The 17,384-nt window shown below is 71.6% G+C and carries 14 protein-coding genes; 8 read left to right on the top strand and 6 right to left on the bottom strand.

Translation table 11 applies throughout. From position 1 onward, the window contains the following. Window positions 1-178 precede the first annotated feature (178 nt). Window positions 179-1,159 carry an ABC transporter ATP-binding protein gene (locus tag IEY70_RS16490; RefSeq protein WP_189066126.1) on the top strand — a complete coding sequence of 327 codons (981 nt, stop codon included), beginning with the start codon at window positions 179-181 and terminating at the stop codon, window positions 1,157-1,159. Continuing rightward, entirely contained in the window at window positions 1,152-2,024 is an 873-nt protein-coding gene (locus IEY70_RS16485) for an ABC transporter permease subunit (RefSeq protein ID WP_189066125.1), read from the top strand. Before IEY70_RS16490 ends, IEY70_RS16485 begins: the two co-directional genes overlap by 8 nt. A 217-nt stretch (window positions 2,025-2,241) precedes the next feature. Here the strand turns inward: IEY70_RS16485 and IEY70_RS16480 are convergent, their stop codons facing one another. The 3 genes from IEY70_RS16480 to IEY70_RS16470 form a co-directional block, all read right to left on the bottom strand. Beyond that, window positions 2,242-3,615, bottom strand: coding sequence for a Vgb family protein (locus tag IEY70_RS16480; protein WP_189066124.1), 1,374 nt, complete (start codon window positions 3,613-3,615; stop codon window positions 2,242-2,244). Window positions 3,616-3,679: 64 nt separating this feature from the next. Continuing rightward, entirely contained in the window at window positions 3,680-4,942 is a 1,263-nt protein-coding gene (locus IEY70_RS16475) for a VWA domain-containing protein (RefSeq protein WP_229777995.1), read from the bottom strand. Then, the gene (locus tag IEY70_RS16470; protein ID WP_229777994.1) at window positions 4,939-5,838 is read right to left on the bottom strand and encodes an AAA family ATPase; all 900 of its coding nucleotides are present in this window, start codon (window positions 5,836-5,838) and stop codon (window positions 4,939-4,941) included. Before IEY70_RS16470 ends, IEY70_RS16475 begins: the two co-directional genes overlap by 4 nt. Before the next feature lie 311 nt (window positions 5,839-6,149). Between IEY70_RS16470 and IEY70_RS16465 the strand changes: the two genes are divergently transcribed. Both IEY70_RS16465 and IEY70_RS16460 read left to right on the top strand, forming a co-directional pair. Further along, a complete protein-coding gene (locus tag IEY70_RS16465; RefSeq protein WP_189066122.1) occupies window positions 6,150-6,485 on the top strand; it encodes a hypothetical protein in 336 nt (111 codons plus the stop codon). Window positions 6,486-6,713: 228 nt separating this feature from the next. Beyond that, entirely contained in the window at window positions 6,714-7,367 is a 654-nt protein-coding gene (locus IEY70_RS16460; protein ID WP_189066121.1) for a hypothetical protein, read from the top strand. A 101-nt stretch (window positions 7,368-7,468) separates the two neighbouring features. On the opposite strand, the gene IEY70_RS16455 is transcribed toward IEY70_RS16460, so the two are convergent. Further along, window positions 7,469-7,933, bottom strand: a complete 465-nt coding sequence (locus tag IEY70_RS16455) for an SRPBCC family protein (RefSeq protein WP_189066120.1) — start codon at window positions 7,931-7,933, stop codon at window positions 7,469-7,471. A gap of 193 nt (window positions 7,934-8,126) precedes the next feature. Between IEY70_RS16455 and IEY70_RS16450 the strand changes: the two genes are divergently transcribed. Continuing rightward, window positions 8,127-8,777: a nucleotidyltransferase family protein gene (locus tag IEY70_RS16450; RefSeq protein WP_189066119.1), complete on the top strand. Its 651-nt coding sequence runs from the start codon at window positions 8,127-8,129 to the stop codon at window positions 8,775-8,777. Between the two features lie 34 nt (window positions 8,778-8,811). After that, window positions 8,812-10,002 carry a M24 family metallopeptidase gene (locus IEY70_RS16445; RefSeq protein ID WP_189066118.1) on the top strand — a complete coding sequence of 397 codons (1,191 nt, stop codon included), beginning with the start codon at window positions 8,812-8,814 and terminating at the stop codon, window positions 10,000-10,002. 25 nt (window positions 10,003-10,027) lie between these two features. Here the strand turns inward: IEY70_RS16445 and IEY70_RS16440 are convergent, their stop codons facing one another. Further along, complete coding sequence (locus tag IEY70_RS16440) at window positions 10,028-10,837, bottom strand: metallophosphoesterase (RefSeq protein ID WP_189066117.1); 810 nt, start codon at window positions 10,835-10,837, stop codon at window positions 10,028-10,030. Further along, window positions 10,834-11,163 carry a hypothetical protein gene (locus tag IEY70_RS16435; protein WP_189066116.1) on the bottom strand — a complete coding sequence of 110 codons (330 nt, stop codon included), beginning with the start codon at window positions 11,161-11,163 and terminating at the stop codon, window positions 10,834-10,836. The genes IEY70_RS16440 and IEY70_RS16435 overlap by 4 nt, the downstream gene beginning before the upstream one ends. 110 nt (window positions 11,164-11,273) lie before the next feature. Here IEY70_RS16435 and IEY70_RS16430 point away from each other — a divergent pair, with 110 nt between their 5' ends. After that, window positions 11,274-12,146, top strand: coding sequence for a metallophosphoesterase (locus IEY70_RS16430; protein WP_189066115.1), 873 nt, complete (start codon window positions 11,274-11,276; stop codon window positions 12,144-12,146). 374 nt (window positions 12,147-12,520) lie between these two features. After that, a complete protein-coding gene (locus tag IEY70_RS16425; protein WP_189066114.1) occupies window positions 12,521-17,380 on the top strand; it encodes a glutamate synthase-related protein in 4,860 nt (1,619 codons plus the stop codon). The last annotated feature ends 4 nt before the right edge of the window (window positions 17,381-17,384 follow it).

Genomic DNA, 17,384 nt, shown 5'->3' with positions numbered 1-17,384 from the left:
TTTCGTTGACAGATCGGAACACCACCGATCTGTCAACTCCACGTCCGGAATCCGTTTTGCTCCTACTCGCTCCGCTCGGATTGAATGGCTTATAAAGCCATTCAATCGGAGTCCGTATCAGGGGCACGCCGCAGAACGTCCGCAGAAAGACTGACGATCCGGCGGGCGGCGCGCGCCTATGCTGAAACGTGTGAACGCCATCGAAACGCAGGAACTGCGCAAGGAGTACCGGGGCCGGGCCGTAGTGGAGAGCCTGACCCTGACCGTCCCGCCGGGCGAGGTGTTCGGGTTCCTCGGCCCGAACGGCGCCGGGAAAAGCACCACCGTGAAGATGCTGCTGGGCCTCGTGCACCCCACGGGCGGGCGCGTGCAGGTCCTGGGCGGCAGTCCGCACGACCCGGCCGTGCGCGCCCGCCTGGGCTTCCTGCCCGAACAGTTCCGCTTTCAGACCTGGATGACCGCCGAGGAATTCCTGCGGTTTCACGGGCGGCTGGCAGGCCTGAAGGCCGCCGAACTGAGCGCCCGCATCCCGCAGGTGCTGGAAACCGTCGGGCTGGGCGGGCGCGGCGGCGAGAACCTGGGCGGGTACTCCAAGGGCATGTTGCAGCGCGCCGGGCTGGCCGGAGCGATCCTGGCCCGCCCGGCGCTGGTGTTCCTGGATGAACCGACCAGCGCCCTGGACCCCATCGGGCGGGTCGAGGTGCGCGAGATCATCGAGCGGCTGCGCGGCGAGGGCACAGCCGTGTTCCTGAACTCTCACCTGCTGTCGGAAGTCGAGCAGGTCTGCGACCGCGTGGCGTTCGTGAAACAGGGCCGCGTGCTGCAGCAGGGCAGCATGCGCGAACTGATGGGCGGCGTCCTGCCGCTGGACGTGCGCGTGGACCACCTGCCGCCGGGCCTGCTGGACACCCTCTCGGGCCTGGGCGAACTGCGCCACACCGACACGAACACGCCGGGCCGCGCCGACGTGGAACTGTGGCTGGACCACGAGGACGCCATTCCCGCCGTCGCCAGTGCCATTCACGCCGCCGGGGCGCGCCTGTACGCCCTGAACCCGCGCCGCCCGGACCTGGAGACCATGTTCCTGGACCTGATCGAGGACACCCCGGACAGCAGCGCCCGCACCGCCCGCCTGGGCCAGGGGGCCGCCCATGCGTAACGCCCTGCTGATCGCGGAACTCTCGCTGCGCGAGGCGGTCCGTAAACGCCTCGTGAGCGTGCTGCTGCTGCTGACCGCGCTGTTCCTGGGCTTCTACCTGTACGGCATCGTGCGGCTGGAAGGCACCCTGGACGAGCGGTCCCTGGAGGCCGGACTGGACGGCCGCAGCCTGAACGGCGCGTCGAACCTGCCCGTCATCTACTCGGCCATGTTCGGCATGTACCTCGTGTACTTCCTGGGGTCCCTGATGGCCGTGCTGTCCACGGTGGGCGCCGTCAGCGGCGACATCGAGAACGGCGTCATGCAGAGCGTCATCGCCCGGCCCATCAGCCGCGCGCAACTGGTGCTGGGGCGCTGGCTGGGCTTCAGCGCCGTGAACCTCGGGTACGTGGCCCTGCTGAGCGCCGGACTGCTCGGCGGCGTGTACGCCATCACCGGCTACCTGCCGCCCGCCCCGCTCGCCGCGACCGGCCTGATCCTGCTGTCCACGCTGCTGCTGACCGGCCTGACCGTGCTGGGCAGCACGCTGTTCACCACGCTTGCCAACGGCATCGGCGTGTTCGTGCTGTACGGCGTGGGCTTCACGGGCGGCATCCTGGGGTCCATTGGCACGTTCGCGGACACGCCCACCCTGACCACCCTGGGCCGCGCCGCGAACGCCCTGATGCCCACCAACGCCCTGTGGCTGGGCGCCAGTTACCACCTGCAACCCGAGGTGGCCCTCCAGATCAGCGAGGCCTCACGCGGCGCGAACCCCTTCTTCGCCAACGCCCCCATCGCCGCCGGTCTGGTCGTCTGGGCCGTCGCCCTGACCGTCCTGGCCGTCCTGGGAGGCATGTACCGCTTCAGCCGCCGCGACCTGTAATACGGACTCCGATTGAATGGCTTATAAAGCCGTTCAATCCGAGCGGAGCGAGTAGGAGTCGAAGCGGGTTCCGGGCGTGGAGCTGGCAGATCGGTGGTGTTCCGATCTGTCAGCGAAACAGACGGAATCCGTACAAGGAGTTGATGGTTGAAAGGTGATGGTTGATGGAGGAAGTCGCTGCCCTCCATCAACCATCAACCTTTGACCATCAACGGTTTTAGCGGATCTGTCCGAGCTGGCCGCCCGTCTCGAACCAGAGGGTGCCGCTAGCCGCGACGGTCAGGGCGCGGGGGCCTCCGCCGGTCACGGCAGGCAGGTCGATGCTGACGGCGCGGGTGTCGCCCGGCCGGACGCGCAGCAGGTCGCCGCGCGCGGTGTCGGCCGCCCAGACGGTCCCGTCGGGGGCCACGGCGACCTCGCCCGCGCGGGCGTTCGTGCCGGTGGGCAGGGTCACGCTGCGCTGCTTGCCGCTGACCGGGTCGAGGTTCCAGAGGCTGCCGGTGCGGGATTCCGTGAACCACAGCGTGCCGTCCGGCGCGGCGTTCAGGTGGACGGGCACGCTCACGCCGGGCGTGCCGACCGGGAACGCGCGGGACTGCCCGCTGGCCGGGTTCAGTTGCACGACCGCCGGGGCGTCGCCGCGCCGCGTGAAGTACAGCAGGCCGTCCGCGCCCAGCGCGGCGCTGTCGGGCGCGCCGTCTGTGGGCACGCGGCTGACCGCGCCGCTCACCGGGTCCAGCAGCAGCACCTGCGGCTGCCCGTACGCCGTGAACGCCACGCGGCCGTCCGGGAGGGTCAGCAGGTTGTTCAGCGTCTCGACCGTGCCTGCCAGGAACCGCTGGGTGCGGCCGTCCGCGCCGCGCCGCAGCAGGAAACTGCCCTCGGCACTCACGCCGCGCACCGCTGCCCACACGTCTGTGCCGCTGACGGCGTGACTGGTGATGGTCTCGAAGCCCGTGACCGGGAACGCCACGGGCGTGAAGGTGGTGTCCGCCGCGTCGAAGCGCATCAGGCTGTGCCGCGAGGCCTCGTCGGCGCTGGCGGGCGCGCGCAGCAGCACCTGCTGGCCCTGCGTGCGGGCGGCGCTGGCGAAGTACGCCGCGCCCGCCGCGCCGCCCGCCGGGATGGGGTGCGCCGCGCTGCCCAGCACGGTCACGGTCAGGGTCTGCTGGCGCGTTCCGGCACTCACGGTCAGCTGCACCGACCCGCCCGAGGCGAGGGCCGCGCCGCCCAGCGTGACGGGCAGCAGGGTGTCGCTGCCACTGGCGACCGGGGTGCCCACACTCAGCTGCGCGCCCGCCTGCCCGGCCGCGAGGGCTGCGCCCACACCGGCCGGTGACACGCCACTGACGCGCAGGGTGCCGCTCTGCGCGAACGCCCCGGCGACCGGCACGCTCTCCACGCTGACGGCCAGCGCGCCCGGCGTGACGTTCCCGCCCGTGCCGGGGGTCACGCCGCCGGTCGAGGGCGCGCCCGTCCCGCCGCAGGAGGCCAGCAGCAGCGACGCCGCCAGCAGCAGCGCCGGGGTGCGCCAGCCGCGCGTGGCCCGGCGTGGGGAATCCGTGTGGTCAGCGGTGAGGGATCGCTTCATGGCACGATTTCAACACACGGCCCCTTGCGAGACCCTTACGGCGCGCTGGTCGGGGCGGCCCGCGTCAGCGGCGCGCGGTCTTCAGGCGGCGCGGCAGGGCGTGCAGGTCGGCCGCGCCGCCCACCGGCAGCAGCGCGTCCAGGAACGGCAGGGCCGCCATGATCGCCCGCTGCACCGGCTGGTAGCCCGGCAGGGCCGCCAGCGGCGAGAGCCACACCACCTGTCCTGCCTGCGCGCGCAGGTCCCGCAGCGCCCGGCTGACCAGCGCGGGCTCGCCGGTATCCAGCCCGTCACTGAGGATCAGGACCAGCGTGTCGCGGTTCACGCGGGCGCGTTCCTCGCGCGCCAGTCGCAGCAGGTTCTCGCCGATGCGGGTGCCGCCGCCCCAGGCTTCCCCCAGGTCCAGCAGGCTCAGCGGGGCGCCCGGCGCGGCGCGGCGCAGCGCGGGGGTCAGGCGGGTCAGGCCGGTACTGAACGCGTACACCTCCACCCGCCGCGAGCGCAGGTGCAGCGCCTGCGCAAAGCGCAGCAGCAGCGTGGCGTCAGTGCCCATCGAGCGGCTCCCGTCGATCACCAGCAGGAAGCGCGGCGCGCGGCGCGGGCGGCCCAGCCAGCGCAGCAGCGTGGCGTCCCCGGCGGTGCGGGCGGCGGCCCGCAGGGTGCGGCGGGCGTCCAGTTTCGGTCCCCGGTTGGCCTGCGGTTTCAGGCGGCGCGCGCGGCCCAGGTGCAGGGACCGCACCAGCGCCGACGCGGCCCGCAGCAGGTCCGGCAGGTCGTCGCCGCCCGCCTGCACGGCCTGTCCCGGCGCGGCGTTCGGGCTCAGGCGGGCGCGCAGGCTGGGCACGGCCGCGTCGTCCGGCGGGGCGGTATCGTCGCCGTCCAGCGGTTGCCCCGGCGCCTGACTGTCCGGCGCGTCCTCGTCCGGGTCCGGCGTGTCGTCCGGGGCGGGCGCGCGGGTGGGTTTAGGTGCGGGCCGCTGGCCCGGCTGCGGTGGGGGAGGCGGCCCGGCGTCGGTCTGCTCCTCGCCTCCCGGCGCTTTCGTTTCCGGCAGCAGGGGCGGCAGTTTCGGCTGCGCCGCGCCCTCCACCCGGAAGAAGGCGTTGAATTCCAGGTCGAACAGCCGCAACTGCTCGGGGCTGGCACTCAGGACCGCCCGCAGCGCCCCGCGCACCTCGCGCCGCTCCAGCACGTCCACCGCGCCCAGCGCGCGCAGCGCGTCGGCCGTCTCACCCGGCCCGATCAGGAAACCGTGCCGGTCGCGCAGCCGCGCCGTGAACGCCGACACCTGCGACGCCAGGTCCGGCGGGATGACCCCCAACCCGCTCACGCGCCCGACTGGTGGCCCGCCGCCGCCTGCGCCGCCAGCCCCTGCAACGTCGGCGCGGCCAGCAGCTGATCCTCCCGCAGTTTCAGGACCGCGCCCAGCGTCGCGCGGATGCCGGGGGCGTCCAGGTGATCGGCGTGCAGGCTGACCAGCGCCGCCGCCCAGTCCAGCGTTTCCGCCACGCCCGGCGGTTTGCCCAGCGGCAGCGCGCGCAGGGCGTGCACGGCGTTCGTGACCTGCTGCGCCAGCGTCTCGTTCACGCCGGGCAGGCGCGCGTGCACGATCGCCAGTTCCTGCGCGCGGCTGGGGTACTCGGTCCAGTGGTACAGGCAGCGGCGGCGCAGCGCATCACTCAGTTCCCGCGAGCGGTTACTGGTCAGGATCACGTGCGGGCGCGTGCGGGCCTCGATGGTTCCCAGTTCCGGCACGGTGATCTGCCACTCGGCCAGCAGTTCCAGCAGGAACGCCTCGAAGGCGTCGTCGGCGCGGTCCACCTCGTCGATCAGCAGCACGGGAGCCTGCTCCTCGCGGATCGCCTGCAGCAGCGGACGCGCCATCAGGAAGCGTTCGCTGTACAGGTCCTCGTCGGTCACGCCGCCCTGCCCGCCCAGCTCGGCGGCCCGCAGGTGCAGCAACTGGCGCGCGTAGTTCCACTCGTACAGCGCCGACTGCGCGTCCAGGCCCTCGTAGCATTGCAGGCGGATCAGGCGCGTGCCCAGCGTGGCGGCCAGCGTCTTGGCGGCCTCGGTCTTCCCGACCCCGGCCGGACCTTCCAGCAGCAGCGGCTTGCCGAGCGCCACGACCAGCCGCAGCGCGGTCGCCAGGGCGTCGTCGGCCACGTACCCGCGTGCCAGGAAAGCGGCTTGCAGGTCGGCGGGCGTGGGCAGCGCGGCGTTCACGCGACCCTCATGTCGGCGGGGGGGGTGAGGCGCGGCGTGAGCGTCTGATACGGACTCCGATTGAATGGCTTGATAAGCCATTCAATCCGAGCGGAGCGAGTAGGAGCAAAACGGATTCCGGACGTGGAGTTGACAGATCGGTGGTGTTCCGATCTGTCAACGAAATAAACGGAATCCGTATGACAGCAATTCTTACAAGACATGTTTCTCTCTCCTGGCGCGGCTCCATCCGGTTCGGGCCGCGATCTTAATGTTCGGGAGTGGCGGGGCCGGTGACGGGACGGTGAGAGTCCGGCGCGTAGGGTTCCAGCATGACCTTTCCCCTGCTGCTCTGCGCCCTGATCGCCCTGTTCTCCGGCCTGCACTTCGGGCGCCGCTTCGCGCAGGCGCACCGCAGCGGCGGGAACATCGTCCTGCCCGCCCTGGCGCACGGCGTGATCGCTGCGCCCCTGATGGTCCTGACCGTCCTGCTGGACCCCACCGAGGCCAGCATGCTGTGGATGGCCGTCGCCCTGACCGCCCTGATGAGCCTCGCCATGGGCGCCCTGCTGCCCGCTCCGGCCGCCGCCCGCGCCGAGCGCCGGAACGTCGCCCTGGCCCCCCAGCGCGTCCCCGAAACGCCCGCCCGTTCCTCCAGCGCCGCCTGAACAGCCACTGAAGGCCCCCCAGCGGGAAAGGTCAACCTGCGCGCCGCCCCCTCCGAAAGGAGCCGGGCGGCGCGCCCTCGTTGCGTCGGCCGCCCGGCACGCGAGCGGGCCGCGACACGTAAAGGGAACGGCACCCCCCGGCGGATGAAAGTCACGCGCGGCTGCGGCAGACTGGGCGCATTCACGGGCGCACGCCCACCCCACCCCCACCGCACTCCCGGAGGCCCCATGAGCCGCAGCAAGACTGGCCGCACACTGAACACCCTGATCCGCCTGGGCCGCGCCCTGACCGACACCGACCCCACCGAACGCGACCCCGTGAAGGCCGCCCGGCAGGCCGCCAGCAGCGCGCTGCGCGGCCCGGTCGACAGCGCCGCCGAACGCCTGCGCGCCGCCGGAACCGAGGCCCGCACCCGCCTGGGCGAACGCGCCGACGCCCGCCTGGAACGCCTGATCACCGAACGCCGCGCCGCGCAGGACACCCGCCCCGACCCGGAAGCGCTGGCCGTGCTGGCCCGCCGCCGCGCGGAACGCGAGGCCCGCGTGGCCCGCATCCGCAACCGCGAGCGCCTGCTGGCCCTGGCCCAGACGCCCGCGCAGCGGCAGGTGCTGAGCGCCGTGGTCGCCGTGACCCCCTGGGCGGGCGGCGCGCCGGACACCGAACTGCGTTACACCGCCCTGCTCGACCGCCTCGCGCCGCGCGGGGACGCCGCGACCGAGATGAGCGTGCACCGCGCCCTGTGGACCCTGGCCGAACAGCGCGTGCTGAGCGTCTCGCCGCACGGCCTGATCCGCGCCGAGCCGCTGCGCGCCCCGCTGGCCCTGCCCAGCAGCGAACGGGCCAGCAGTGAGCGGGCCAGCAGCGAACAGGACAGCGGCTAGCCCCGCCGCAGGCGCCTGCGTCACAGGACCCTGCGTCACAGAACCCTGCGTCACGGGGCGGCGGGTCACGGGGCTGTCCTGCACGGCTGCCAGACCGTCATTCAGGCCAGCGTGCTGCCGGACGCACCGACGTGCGCGCTCATGTTCTCGAAGGTCTTGGAGATCAGCTTCTGCGCCTGCGCGTCCAGCAGGCGGCCGCCGACCGTGGCGACCGGGCCGCGCATGGTGGCGTCACCGGTCCAGTCCAGGGTGGTCGTGCCGTTGCCGTTGTCCACGACGTTCGCCCCGGCAGTCAGGTCCACGACGCTGCCCAGCCCGCCGCCCTGCACCTTCACGTTCACGCGGTTCGCCGCCTCGTCGGGCAGCACCTCGATCTTGAACTTGAACTTGCCGCGCACCATGCCCACGCCCACCTGCACGGTGGCGTCCATGTGCGTCTGATCGTGCACCACGACTTCCTGCACGTCCGGCAGGCAGCGCGCCACGCGTTCCGGGTCCTGCACGAACGCCCACACGGCGGCGGGGGGGGCCTGCACCTGTTCCTGACCTGAGTAACTGAGTTTCATAGCGGACCTCCTGCGGCGCGCGGGCCACGGTGAATTAAGTGAGTGGCCCCATTGTAGGGCGGCGGGGGTTGAAGAAAGATTGGCCCTCCCCACCATCTGCCACCACTGCCATCTGCCGCCCCTACCATCCGCCGCCCCTGGCCTGCTGCCCCGTCAGGCCAGTGGCGGGTCCGGCCGGCACTACCATGCAGGTATGACTGCACCCTCTCACGCGCCACACGCGCACGGTCCTGTCGCGGGTGTGCTGCTGGCGGCCGGGCTGGGCACCCGCATGGGCGGCCCCAAACAGCTGGCCCTGCTGGCCGGGCGGCCGCTGGTGCGCCACGCGGCGCAGGCGCTGGCGGACGCCGGGCACGACACGCTGCTGTGCGCCGTCCCGCCCGGCGAGGTGGGCGACGGCATCCGGGCGGCGCTGCGGGACCTGCCGTTCGCGTTCGTGGTGAACCCGGCCCCGGCGCGCGGTCTGGGCAGTTCCTTCCGCGCGGCGGTGGGAGCGCTGCCGGGCGGGCTGGCCGCCGTGAACTTCGCGCTGGCCGACATGCCGCTGCTGGGGGCCGCGCAGCACGCCGCGCTGATCGCCGCCTTCCGCGAGACCGGCGCGCCCGTCGTGCTGGCCGGGTACAGCGCGCCCGGCGCAGAGCCGGTGCGTGCGCCGCCGCACCTGTTCCGCGCGGACCTGCTGGCGGCCGTGCGGGACGCCCCGGACGCCGATCACGGCCCCCGGCACCTGATCCGCGAGCACGCCGCGCAGGCCGTCACGCTGACCTTCCCGGCCGCGCTGCTGCTGGACGTGGACACCCCGGAAGCGCTGGCGCAGGCGCAGGGGCTGTTGCAGGAACCGTAGCGGCGGTCGGGGCACCGGCGGCGTATCCTGCCGTATGGCCCCCAACACGGCAGCGAACGCGCTTCAGGACGGCAAGCGGCGGCAGGCGCAGGCGCTGCTCCGGGACGGCGAGGTGTGGCTGATCGCCGCGCGCGAGTCCGGCGTGCGCCCGGAACCGGCCCTGACGCTCGTGGCGGGCGTGGACGTCACCTGGGACAGCCTCTTCCTGCTGACCCACACGGAGGCGGTGGCGATCGTGGGTCGCTTCGACGCGGACGCCGTGCCGCCCGGCTGGACCGTGCACGGCTACGACGCCGACCTGCGAGCACTGCTGCGCGCCGAGGTCAGACGGCTGGGCGCGCGGCGCGTGCTGCTGAACATCAGCGAGGACGACCCGCTGTGCGACGGCCTGACCTCGGGCCTGGAACGCCGGGTGCGTGGCTGGCTGACGCCGGGCGACGACCTGCCCGAGCTGGAGTGGGACAGCGCCGCGCCGCTGCTGGGGCAGCTCCGGTCCGTCAAGACGCCCGAGGAACACGCCGCGATCCGGGAGGCCGTCGAACTGGCCGAGGCGCACCTGCGCGAGATGGCGGCCGCCGCCCACCCCGGCTGGCGGGAGCGGGACGTCGCGGCCTTCCTGCACGGCCTGTGCCGCCGCGACGGCGCCGAGCCTTCCTGGGGCTGGAACGCCTGCCCGAACGTGCACATCGGCCCGGACAGCCGCCCCTCGCACGCGCCGCCCGGCGATCACGCCCTGCGGCCCGGCGACCTGCTGCACATCGACTACGGCGTGCGCCTGAGCCACGGGTACTGCTCGGACATCCAGCGCGTGTACCGCCTGCCCGACGGGAACCCGGTGCCGGACGCCGTGCAGGCCGCCTTCCGCGCCTGCTGGAACGCCATCCAGGCGGGCGCGGACGCCCTGCGCCCCGGCACGCCCGGCCACGCCGTGGACGCCGCCGCGCGCGCCGCGCTGGTCGCCGCCGGGTACCCCGAGTACCAGCACGCGCTGGGGCACGGGCTGGGCCGCGCCACGCACGACGGCGGCACCCTCCTCGGCCCGCGCTGGCCCCGCTACGGGCAGACCGTCGAGGGACCCGTGCGCGAGAACGAGGTGTACACCCTGGAACTGGGCGTCATGGTGCCCGGCCACGGCTTCATCGGCCTGGAGGAGGACGTGATCGTCCGTGACGGGCCGCCCACGTGGCTCTCGGCGCGGCAGGACGACCTGAAGATCCTGGGCTGACAGCCCCCGCAGACCGGGGTGGTGCTTACCGGGGTGGGGCGCCGGGCAGGTCGACCGGCGTGACGGGAATGGGCTCCCCGAACCGGGCGTACTTGCGGCCACGGGCGGGTTCGCCGCGCCCGCAGAACACCGTGACGTTCGGCAGGCCGTGCACGTTCACCTCGGCCACGGCGAGGCGGCCCGTGTCGTACGCGCCCAGGTCGATGTACAGGTGGCGGCCCATGCGTGACGGCGTGGGCACCGGCGTGTGCCCGTGCACGGAGTACATGACCCCGTCGGGCAGCGGGAACGGACCCTCGAACGGCCGCAGCCACAGCGCCGCCGACAGCGGGTTGGGGTGCTGCGGGTGCCGCACGGGCGGCGAGGCGTGCGCGATCATCACGCTGGGGTGCGCGGGCGCCTCGTCGTGGATGTCGCCGTCGGCGGTGACGTACACGACGCGCCGCAGGACGTTCAGGTACGCCTCCAGCAGCGGCGGGAATTTCTCCAGGGTCAGCCCGCCGAGTTCCTTGCGGACCGTCTCGCCCCCGGCGCGCATCCACCACTGGTAGCCTTCCATCGCGCGGCGGTAATCGCCCAGGTCGTGGGTGCCCTCGTACTGCCGGTACCATTTCACGCCTTCCTGCATCATGCGTTCGTGGTTGCCCATCAGCAGCGTGGCGCGCCCGGCGGCGTGCAGTTCCATCAGTTTCTCCACGACCGGCATGGAGCGCGGCCCGCGGTCGATGGCGTCGCCCAGCGACACGTAATGCGCGTCCGGGAAGCGTTCCAGGGTGGCGCGCAGCAGGTCCGGGCGGCCGTGCAGGTCGGGAATGATCAGCACCTGCCGGCTCATGGGCGCTCCCCGCTGCCCGGCTGGTCACTGCCCGGCCGGTCGCTGTCGGGCCGGTCGCTGTCGGGCCGGTCGCTGTCGGGTTCGTCGCTGAAGTCCAGCAGCGTCTGCTTGCTGCGTTCGCGCAGCAGGGCCGCGCCGTTCGGGTCGGGCGTGAACGTCACGTGCGCGCCGCTGACGTTCACGCGGTACGCCGCGCCGTCGGCCGCGCCGGGCAGCCACTCGGCCGGCAACTGGAAGGTGCGGCCGCGCAGGTCCTCCACGTCCGCCAGTCCGGCGTCCTCGTCCAGTACGTCTATGACCAGCAGATTCTCGGGCTCACCTTGCATCCCGCAAGTCTACCCCGCCGCCCGGAGAAGGTGCGGGTCGGCGGCGGGCCGCGCGGGTTGCATCTTCCGGGGGACGTTCCGGCCGGGTCGTGGGCGTTAGGCTGGAGCGCATGACCGTGACCCGACGTCTGTTCCTGCGCACCCTGGCCGGGGGGAGCGCGGCGGCGCTGGTGGCGGGCGGCGCGGGGGCGGCGCAGGCGTACCGTTTCGGCGTGACCCGCCATGAGCGCACGCTGCCGGGCCTGCGCGCCCCGCTGCGCGCCGCGTTCCTGACCGACCTGCACTACGGGCTGTTCATCGGGGCCGGAAGCGTGGCGGCCTGGGTGGACGCCACGAACGACCTGCGGCCGGACGTGGTGCTGCTGGGCGGCGATCAACTGGACGCCCGCATGGACGACCTGCCGGGGCCGCTGCTGCGGGAACTGGGGCGCCTGCGCGCACCCCTGGGCGTGCTGGGCGTGTGGGGCAACCACGATTACGGCAGTTTCGGGAGGTACGGCGGGCGGCACTACGGCGCGCCCCGCGCGGACTGGGCGGCCAAACGCGCGGAACTGACGGCGGCGTTCGCGGGGGCGGGCGTGACGATCCTGCGTGACGAGGGGCGCGCGGTGCGGGACGACCTGTGGGTGGGCGGCACGGACGACCTGTGGTTCGGCAAGCCGGACGTGACGGCGGCCCTGGAGGGCGCAGGGAACCGGGCGACGCTGCTGGTCACGCACAACCCGGACCTGCTGCCCGCGTTGCCGCGCCCGGCGGGGCTGGTGCTGTGCGGGCACACGCACGGCGGGCAGGTGAGGGTGCCGCTGTGGGGCGCGCCGATGGTGCCCAGTGCGTTCGGGCAGCGGTACGCGATGGGCTGGGTGCAGGGCGAGCACGTCACGCCCGCGTATGTCAGCCGGGGCCTGGGCCTGAGTGGCCTGCCGGTGCGGAACCTGTGCGAACCGGAAATCACGTTGCTGCAACTGAGCCCGGCCCTGGGCTGAGGCCGGGCGTGGGTCGGGTTCCCGGCGGTCATACGTGGGCGTGGCGCGGCTGACCGGGCGTCGGGTGGGGCGTGCCCCCGCCGTGTGAAGGGTGAGGCTCTGGCGGGGCCTGGGGCCGCCCTTGTATGGAAGCACTTCATTCCTTGCGCTGCCCCGGACGCTGCTGACATCCCAGATTGCGCCGGAATGCCATTCTGATTGAATTTATTGCGTGGGCAGGGGCTGCGCGGGCGGGCTGCCGGAGAAATAGTGCGCGAAAGATTGGACCCGTTATAAACAACGGCCCTGCATAGACATGCATCTCTCTGTATGGTGGATTCTAGCAGCCTGCACCCTGCGGGCGAGCGAGTCACGTGCGAGATGGGAGCGTCAACATGAACGAAACGAACAACCGGGTGACTCCGGCTGCAGCGCCGCACACCCCCAACGAACCGGGCCGGACCGCAGACGGTCTGCATGCGCCCTCCGCCGCCGAACAGCGCGGCGCACGCGAACAGGGCCTGTACAGCGCCGCCGAGCACGACGCCTGCGGCGTGGGCTTCGTCGCGCACATCAAGGGCCACCGCAACCACGCCATCGTGCAGCAGGGCCTGAAGATCCTCGAGAACCTCGACCACCGCGGCGCGGTCGGCGCCGACCCCCTGATGGGCGACGGCGCGGGCCTGCTGATCCAGATTCCCGACGAGTTCTACCGCGCCGAGTTCGCGCAGCAGGGCGTGACCCTGCCCCCGCCCGGCGATTACGGCGTCGGCATGATCTTCCTGCCCAAGGAGATCGCCTCGCGCCGCGCCTGCGAGCAGGAACTCGAACGCGCCATCACCGCCGAGGGACAGGTCGTGCTCGGCTGGCGCGACGTGCCGGTCAACCGCGAGATGCCCATGAGCCCCACCGTCCGCGAGAAGGAACCCGTCATCCGGCAGGTGTTCATCGGCGCCGGACCCGACACCCTGGTCCCCGACGCGCTGGAACGCAAGCTGTACGTCATCCGCCGCCGGGCCAGCAACGCCATCCGCGCGCTGAACTTCACGCACGGCGCCGAGTACTACGTGCCCAGCATGTCCTGCCGCACGGTCATCTACAAGGGACTGCTGCTCGCCACGCAGGTCGGCGAGTACTACCTGGACCTTCAGGACGAACGCGTGACCTCCGCGCTGGCCCTGGTGCACCAGCGTTTCTCCACGAACACCTTCCCCGAGTGGCCGCTGGCGCACCCGTACCGCATGGTCGCGCACAACGGCGAGATCAACACCGTCAAGGGGAACTTCAACTGGATGCGCGCCCGCGAGGGCATCATGCAGAGCCCCGTGCTGGGCGACGACCTGAAGAAGCTCTACCCGATCTCCTTCGAGGGCGAGAGCGACACCGCCACCTTCGACAACGCGCTGGAACTCCTGACGCTGGCCGGGTACCCCATGGCGCACGCCGCCATGATGATGATCCCCGAGGCCTGGGAGCAGAACGCGAACCTGCCGCCCAGCCGCCGCGCGTTCTACGAGTACCACGCCAGCATGATGGAACCCTGGGACGGCCCGGCCGCGATGGTCTTCACGGACGGCCGTCAGGTCGGCGCGACCCTGGACCGCAACGGCCTGCGCCCCGCCCGCTACGTGCAGACCCGCGACGACCTGGTGATCCTGGCGTCCGAATCCGGCGTGCTGCCCGTCCCGGAAAGCAAGATCGTCAAGAAGTGGCGCCTGCAACCGGGCCGCATGTTCCTGATCGACTTCGAGCAGGGCCGCATCATCGAGGACGACGAACTGAAAAACCAGTTCGCGTCCGCCAAACCGTACGCGCAGTGGGTGGAGAACACCCGCTTCCGCCTGGACGACAGCGAGGAGACCGGCACCGTCGCGCAGTTCCGCGAGCCGCTGCTGGAACGCCAGCAGGCCTTCGGGTACACCCAGGAGGACCTGAAGTTCCTGATGGGCCCCATGGCCCTGAGCGGCGAGGAAGGCATCGGCTCCATGGGCAACGACAGCCCGCTGGCCGTGCTGTCCGGCAAGAACAAGCCGCTGTACTCGTACTTCAAGCAGCTGTTCGCGCAGGTCACGAACCCGCCCATCGACCCGATCCGCGAGTCGGTCGTCATGAGCCTCGTGTCGTTCGTGGGGCCGCGCCCGAACCTGCTGGACATCAACGCGGTCAACCCGCAACTGCGCCTGGAAGTCGAGCAGCCCATCCTGGACTTCGACGACATGGCCCGCGTGCGCTCCATCGAGGAGTACACGCGCGGCAAGTTCAAGGCCTACGAACTCGACATCACCTACCCCGCCGAGTGGGGCGCGCGCGGCGTCGAGGCGAAACTGGCGACCATCAACGCCTGGGCCGTGGACGCCATCGAGAGCGGCCACAACATCATCATCATCAGTGACCGCCGCGTGGACCGCGAACGCGTCGCCATTCCCAGCCTGCTGGCCCTCAGCAGCGTCCACCATCACCTCGTGAAGGCGGGCCTGCGCATGAAGGTCGGTCTGGTCGTCGAGACCGGCGACGCCCGCGAGGTGCATCACTTCGCCGCGCTCGCCGGGTACGGTGCCGAGGCCATCCACCCGTACCTCGCGCTGGAAACGCTGATCAACCTGCACACCGACGTGCCCGGCATGCCCGCCCTGAGCGGCATCGACGCGCACACCGCCATCTACAACTACGTCAAGGCGATCGGCAAGGGCCTGAGCAAGATCATGTCCAAGATGGGCGTCAGCACGTACATGAGTTACTGCGGCGCGCAGCTGTTCGAGGCGATCGGCCTGAAGAGCGACTTCGTGCAGAAGTACTTCTACGGCACGCCCACCCAGGTCGGCGGGATCGGCATCTTCGAGGTGGCGGAAGAAGCCCTGCGCAACCACCGCGCGGCGTTCAGCGACGATCCCGTGCTGGCGCAGAACCTCGACGCGGGCGGCGAGTACGCGTGGCGCGTGCGCGGCGAGGAGCACATGTGGACGCCGGACTCGATCGCCAAGTTGCAGCACTCGGTGCGCAGCGGCAACTACGCCACGTTCGAGGAGTACGCCCGGATCATCAACGACCAGAGCAAGCGCCACATGACCCTGCGCGGCCTGTTCGAGTTCAAGACCGAGGGCCTCACGCCCATTCCCATCGAGGAAGTGGAGAGCGCCAGCGAGATCGTCAAACGCTTCGCCACGGGCGCCATGAGCCTCGGCTCGATCAGCACCGAGGCGCACACCACCCTGGCCGTCGCCATGAACCGCATCGGCGGCAAGAGCAACACCGGGGAAGGCGGCGAGGACCCCGCCCGCTACGAACGCGAGATGCGCGGCGAGACCATCGGTGAGGGCCACACCCTCGCCAGCATCCTCGGCGTCAGTGCCAATGGGGAGCGGCGCGTGGAAGTGGACTACCCGCTGGAACCCGGCGACAGTCTGCGCAGCAAGATCAAGCAGGTCGCCTCGGGCCGTTTCGGCGTCACCACCGGCTACCTGACCAGCGCCGACCAGATCCAGATCAAGATGGCGCAGGGCGCCAAGCCCGGCGAGGGCGGCCAGCTGCCCGGCGGGAAGGTCAGCGAGTACATCGGGTTCCTGCGGCACTCCGTGCCCGGCGTGGGCCTGATCAGCCCGCCCCCGCACCACGACATCTACTCCATCGAGGACCTCGCGCAGCTCATCCACGACCTGAAGAACGTGAACGCCCGCGCGGACATCAGCGTGAAACTCGTCTCGGAAGTCGGCGTGGGCACCATCGCGGCGGGCGTGGCGAAGGCCAAGGCCGACCACATCGTGATCGCCGGGCACGACGGCGGCACCGGGGCCAGCCCCTGGAGCTCCATCAAGCACGCCGGGAGCCCCTGGGAACTGGGCCTCGCGGAGACGCAGCAGACCCTGGTCCTGAACCGCCTGCGTGACCGCGTGCGCGTCCAGACCGACGGGCAACTCAAGACCGGCCGCGACGTGGTCATCGCCGCCATGCTCGGCGCCGACGAGTTCGGCTTCGCCACCGCGCCACTCGTCGCGCAGGGCTGCATCATGATGCGCAAGTGCCACCTGAACACCTGCCCCGTCGGTGTCGCCACGCAGGACCCGGTGCTGCGCGCCCGCTTCCAGGGCAAACCCGAGCACGTCATCAACTTCTTCTTCTTCATCGCCGAGGAAGTCCGCGCCATCATGGCCAGCCTGGGCATCCGCACCCTGAACGAACTGATCGGCCGCAGCGACCTGCTCGACACCCGCAAGGGCATCGAACACTGGAAAGCGCAGGGCCTGGACTTCAGCCGCGTGTTCTACCGCCCGGAACTGCCCGAGGAGGTCGGCACCCGCCACCTGCACACCCAGGACCACGGCCTGGACCGCGCGCTCGACCTGCAACTGATCGACAAGTGCCGCCCCGCCTTCGACACCGGCGTGAAAGTGCACTTCCTTCAGGACGTGCGCAACGTGAACCGCACCGTCGGCGCGATGCTGTCCGGCGAACTGATCCGCCGCCACCCGCAGGGCCTGCCCGACAACACCGTGTTCATCCAGATGGAAGGCACGGGCGGCCAGAGCTTCGGCGCGTTCCTGGCGCCCGGCATCACCCTGTACCTGATCGGCGACGCGAACGACTACACCGGCAAGGGCCTGTCCGGCGGCCGCGTGGTCGTGCGCCCCAGCATCGAATTCCGCGGCCGGGCCGAGGAGAACATCATTGTCGGGAACACCGTCCTGTACGGCGCGACCAGCGGCGAGGCCTTCTTCCGGGGCGTGGCGGGCGAACGCTTCGCCGTGCGCCTGAGCGGCGCGCAGGCCGTCGTGGAAGGCACGGGCGACCACGGCTGCGAGTACATGACCGGCGGGACCGCCGTCGTGCTCGGCCAGACCGGCCGGAACTTCGCGGCGGGCATGAGCGGCGGCGTGGCGTACGTGTACGACGTGGACGGCAAGTTCGCGCAGCGCTGCAACACCAGCATGGTCGACCTGCTGCCCCTGGAATCCGAGGCCGAGCAACTGGCCCACACGCCCGCCAGCGGCCTGCACATGGGCCGGAGCGACGAGGCGAACCTGCGCTCCCTGCTGGAAAGCCACCACAAGTGGACCGGCTCGCAGCGCGCCAGCGAACTCCTCGACGACTGGGACAGCGCCCTGAAACGCTTCGTCAAGGTCTTCCCGAAAGAGTACCAGCGCGCCCTGCGGGAACGCACCGACAGCGACGCCGGCACCGTGCACGCCGCCGACACCACCAGCATGCAGACCGCGCAGCCCGCCAACGCGGTCGCCGCGCAGGGCACCCTGACCAAGTAACCTC

Origin of the sequence: Deinococcus seoulensis (genome assembly GCF_014648115.1) — a bacterium.
In the GTDB taxonomy this organism is placed as follows: Bacteria; Deinococcota; Deinococci; order Deinococcales; family Deinococcaceae; genus Deinococcus; species Deinococcus seoulensis.
The sequence above is the reverse complement of the archived record's forward strand: the minus strand, read 5'-3'. Positions and strand labels throughout refer to the sequence as shown.

Excerpts from the sequence above, each read along its gene's own strand:
- IEY70_RS16425 (WP_189066114.1), top strand. The coding sequence starts at position 12,521 with ATGAACGAAACGAACAACCGGGTGACTCCGGCTGCAGCGCCGCACACC.
- IEY70_RS16465 (WP_189066122.1), top strand. The coding sequence starts at position 6,150 with ATGACCTTTCCCCTGCTGCTCTGCGCCCTGATCGCCCTGTTCTCCGGC.
- IEY70_RS16480 (WP_189066124.1), bottom strand. The coding sequence starts at position 3,615 with ATGAAGCGATCCCTCACCGCTGACCACACGGATTCCCCACGCCGGGCC.
- IEY70_RS16455 (WP_189066120.1), bottom strand. The coding sequence starts at position 7,933 with ATGAAACTCAGTTACTCAGGTCAGGAACAGGTGCAGGCCCCCCCCGCC.
- IEY70_RS16450 (WP_189066119.1), top strand. The coding sequence starts at position 8,127 with ATGACTGCACCCTCTCACGCGCCACACGCGCACGGTCCTGTCGCGGGT.
- IEY70_RS16485 (WP_189066125.1), top strand. The coding sequence starts at position 1,152 with ATGCGTAACGCCCTGCTGATCGCGGAACTCTCGCTGCGCGAGGCGGTC.
- IEY70_RS16430 (WP_189066115.1), top strand. The coding sequence starts at position 11,274 with ATGACCGTGACCCGACGTCTGTTCCTGCGCACCCTGGCCGGGGGGAGC.
- IEY70_RS16440 (WP_189066117.1), bottom strand. The coding sequence starts at position 10,837 with ATGAGCCGGCAGGTGCTGATCATTCCCGACCTGCACGGCCGCCCGGAC.
- IEY70_RS16460 (WP_189066121.1), top strand. The coding sequence starts at position 6,714 with ATGAGCCGCAGCAAGACTGGCCGCACACTGAACACCCTGATCCGCCTG.
- IEY70_RS16435 (WP_189066116.1), bottom strand. The coding sequence starts at position 11,163 with ATGCAAGGTGAGCCCGAGAATCTGCTGGTCATAGACGTACTGGACGAG.
- IEY70_RS16490 (WP_189066126.1), top strand. The coding sequence starts at position 179 with ATGCTGAAACGTGTGAACGCCATCGAAACGCAGGAACTGCGCAAGGAG.
- IEY70_RS16445 (WP_189066118.1), top strand. The coding sequence starts at position 8,812 with ATGGCCCCCAACACGGCAGCGAACGCGCTTCAGGACGGCAAGCGGCGG.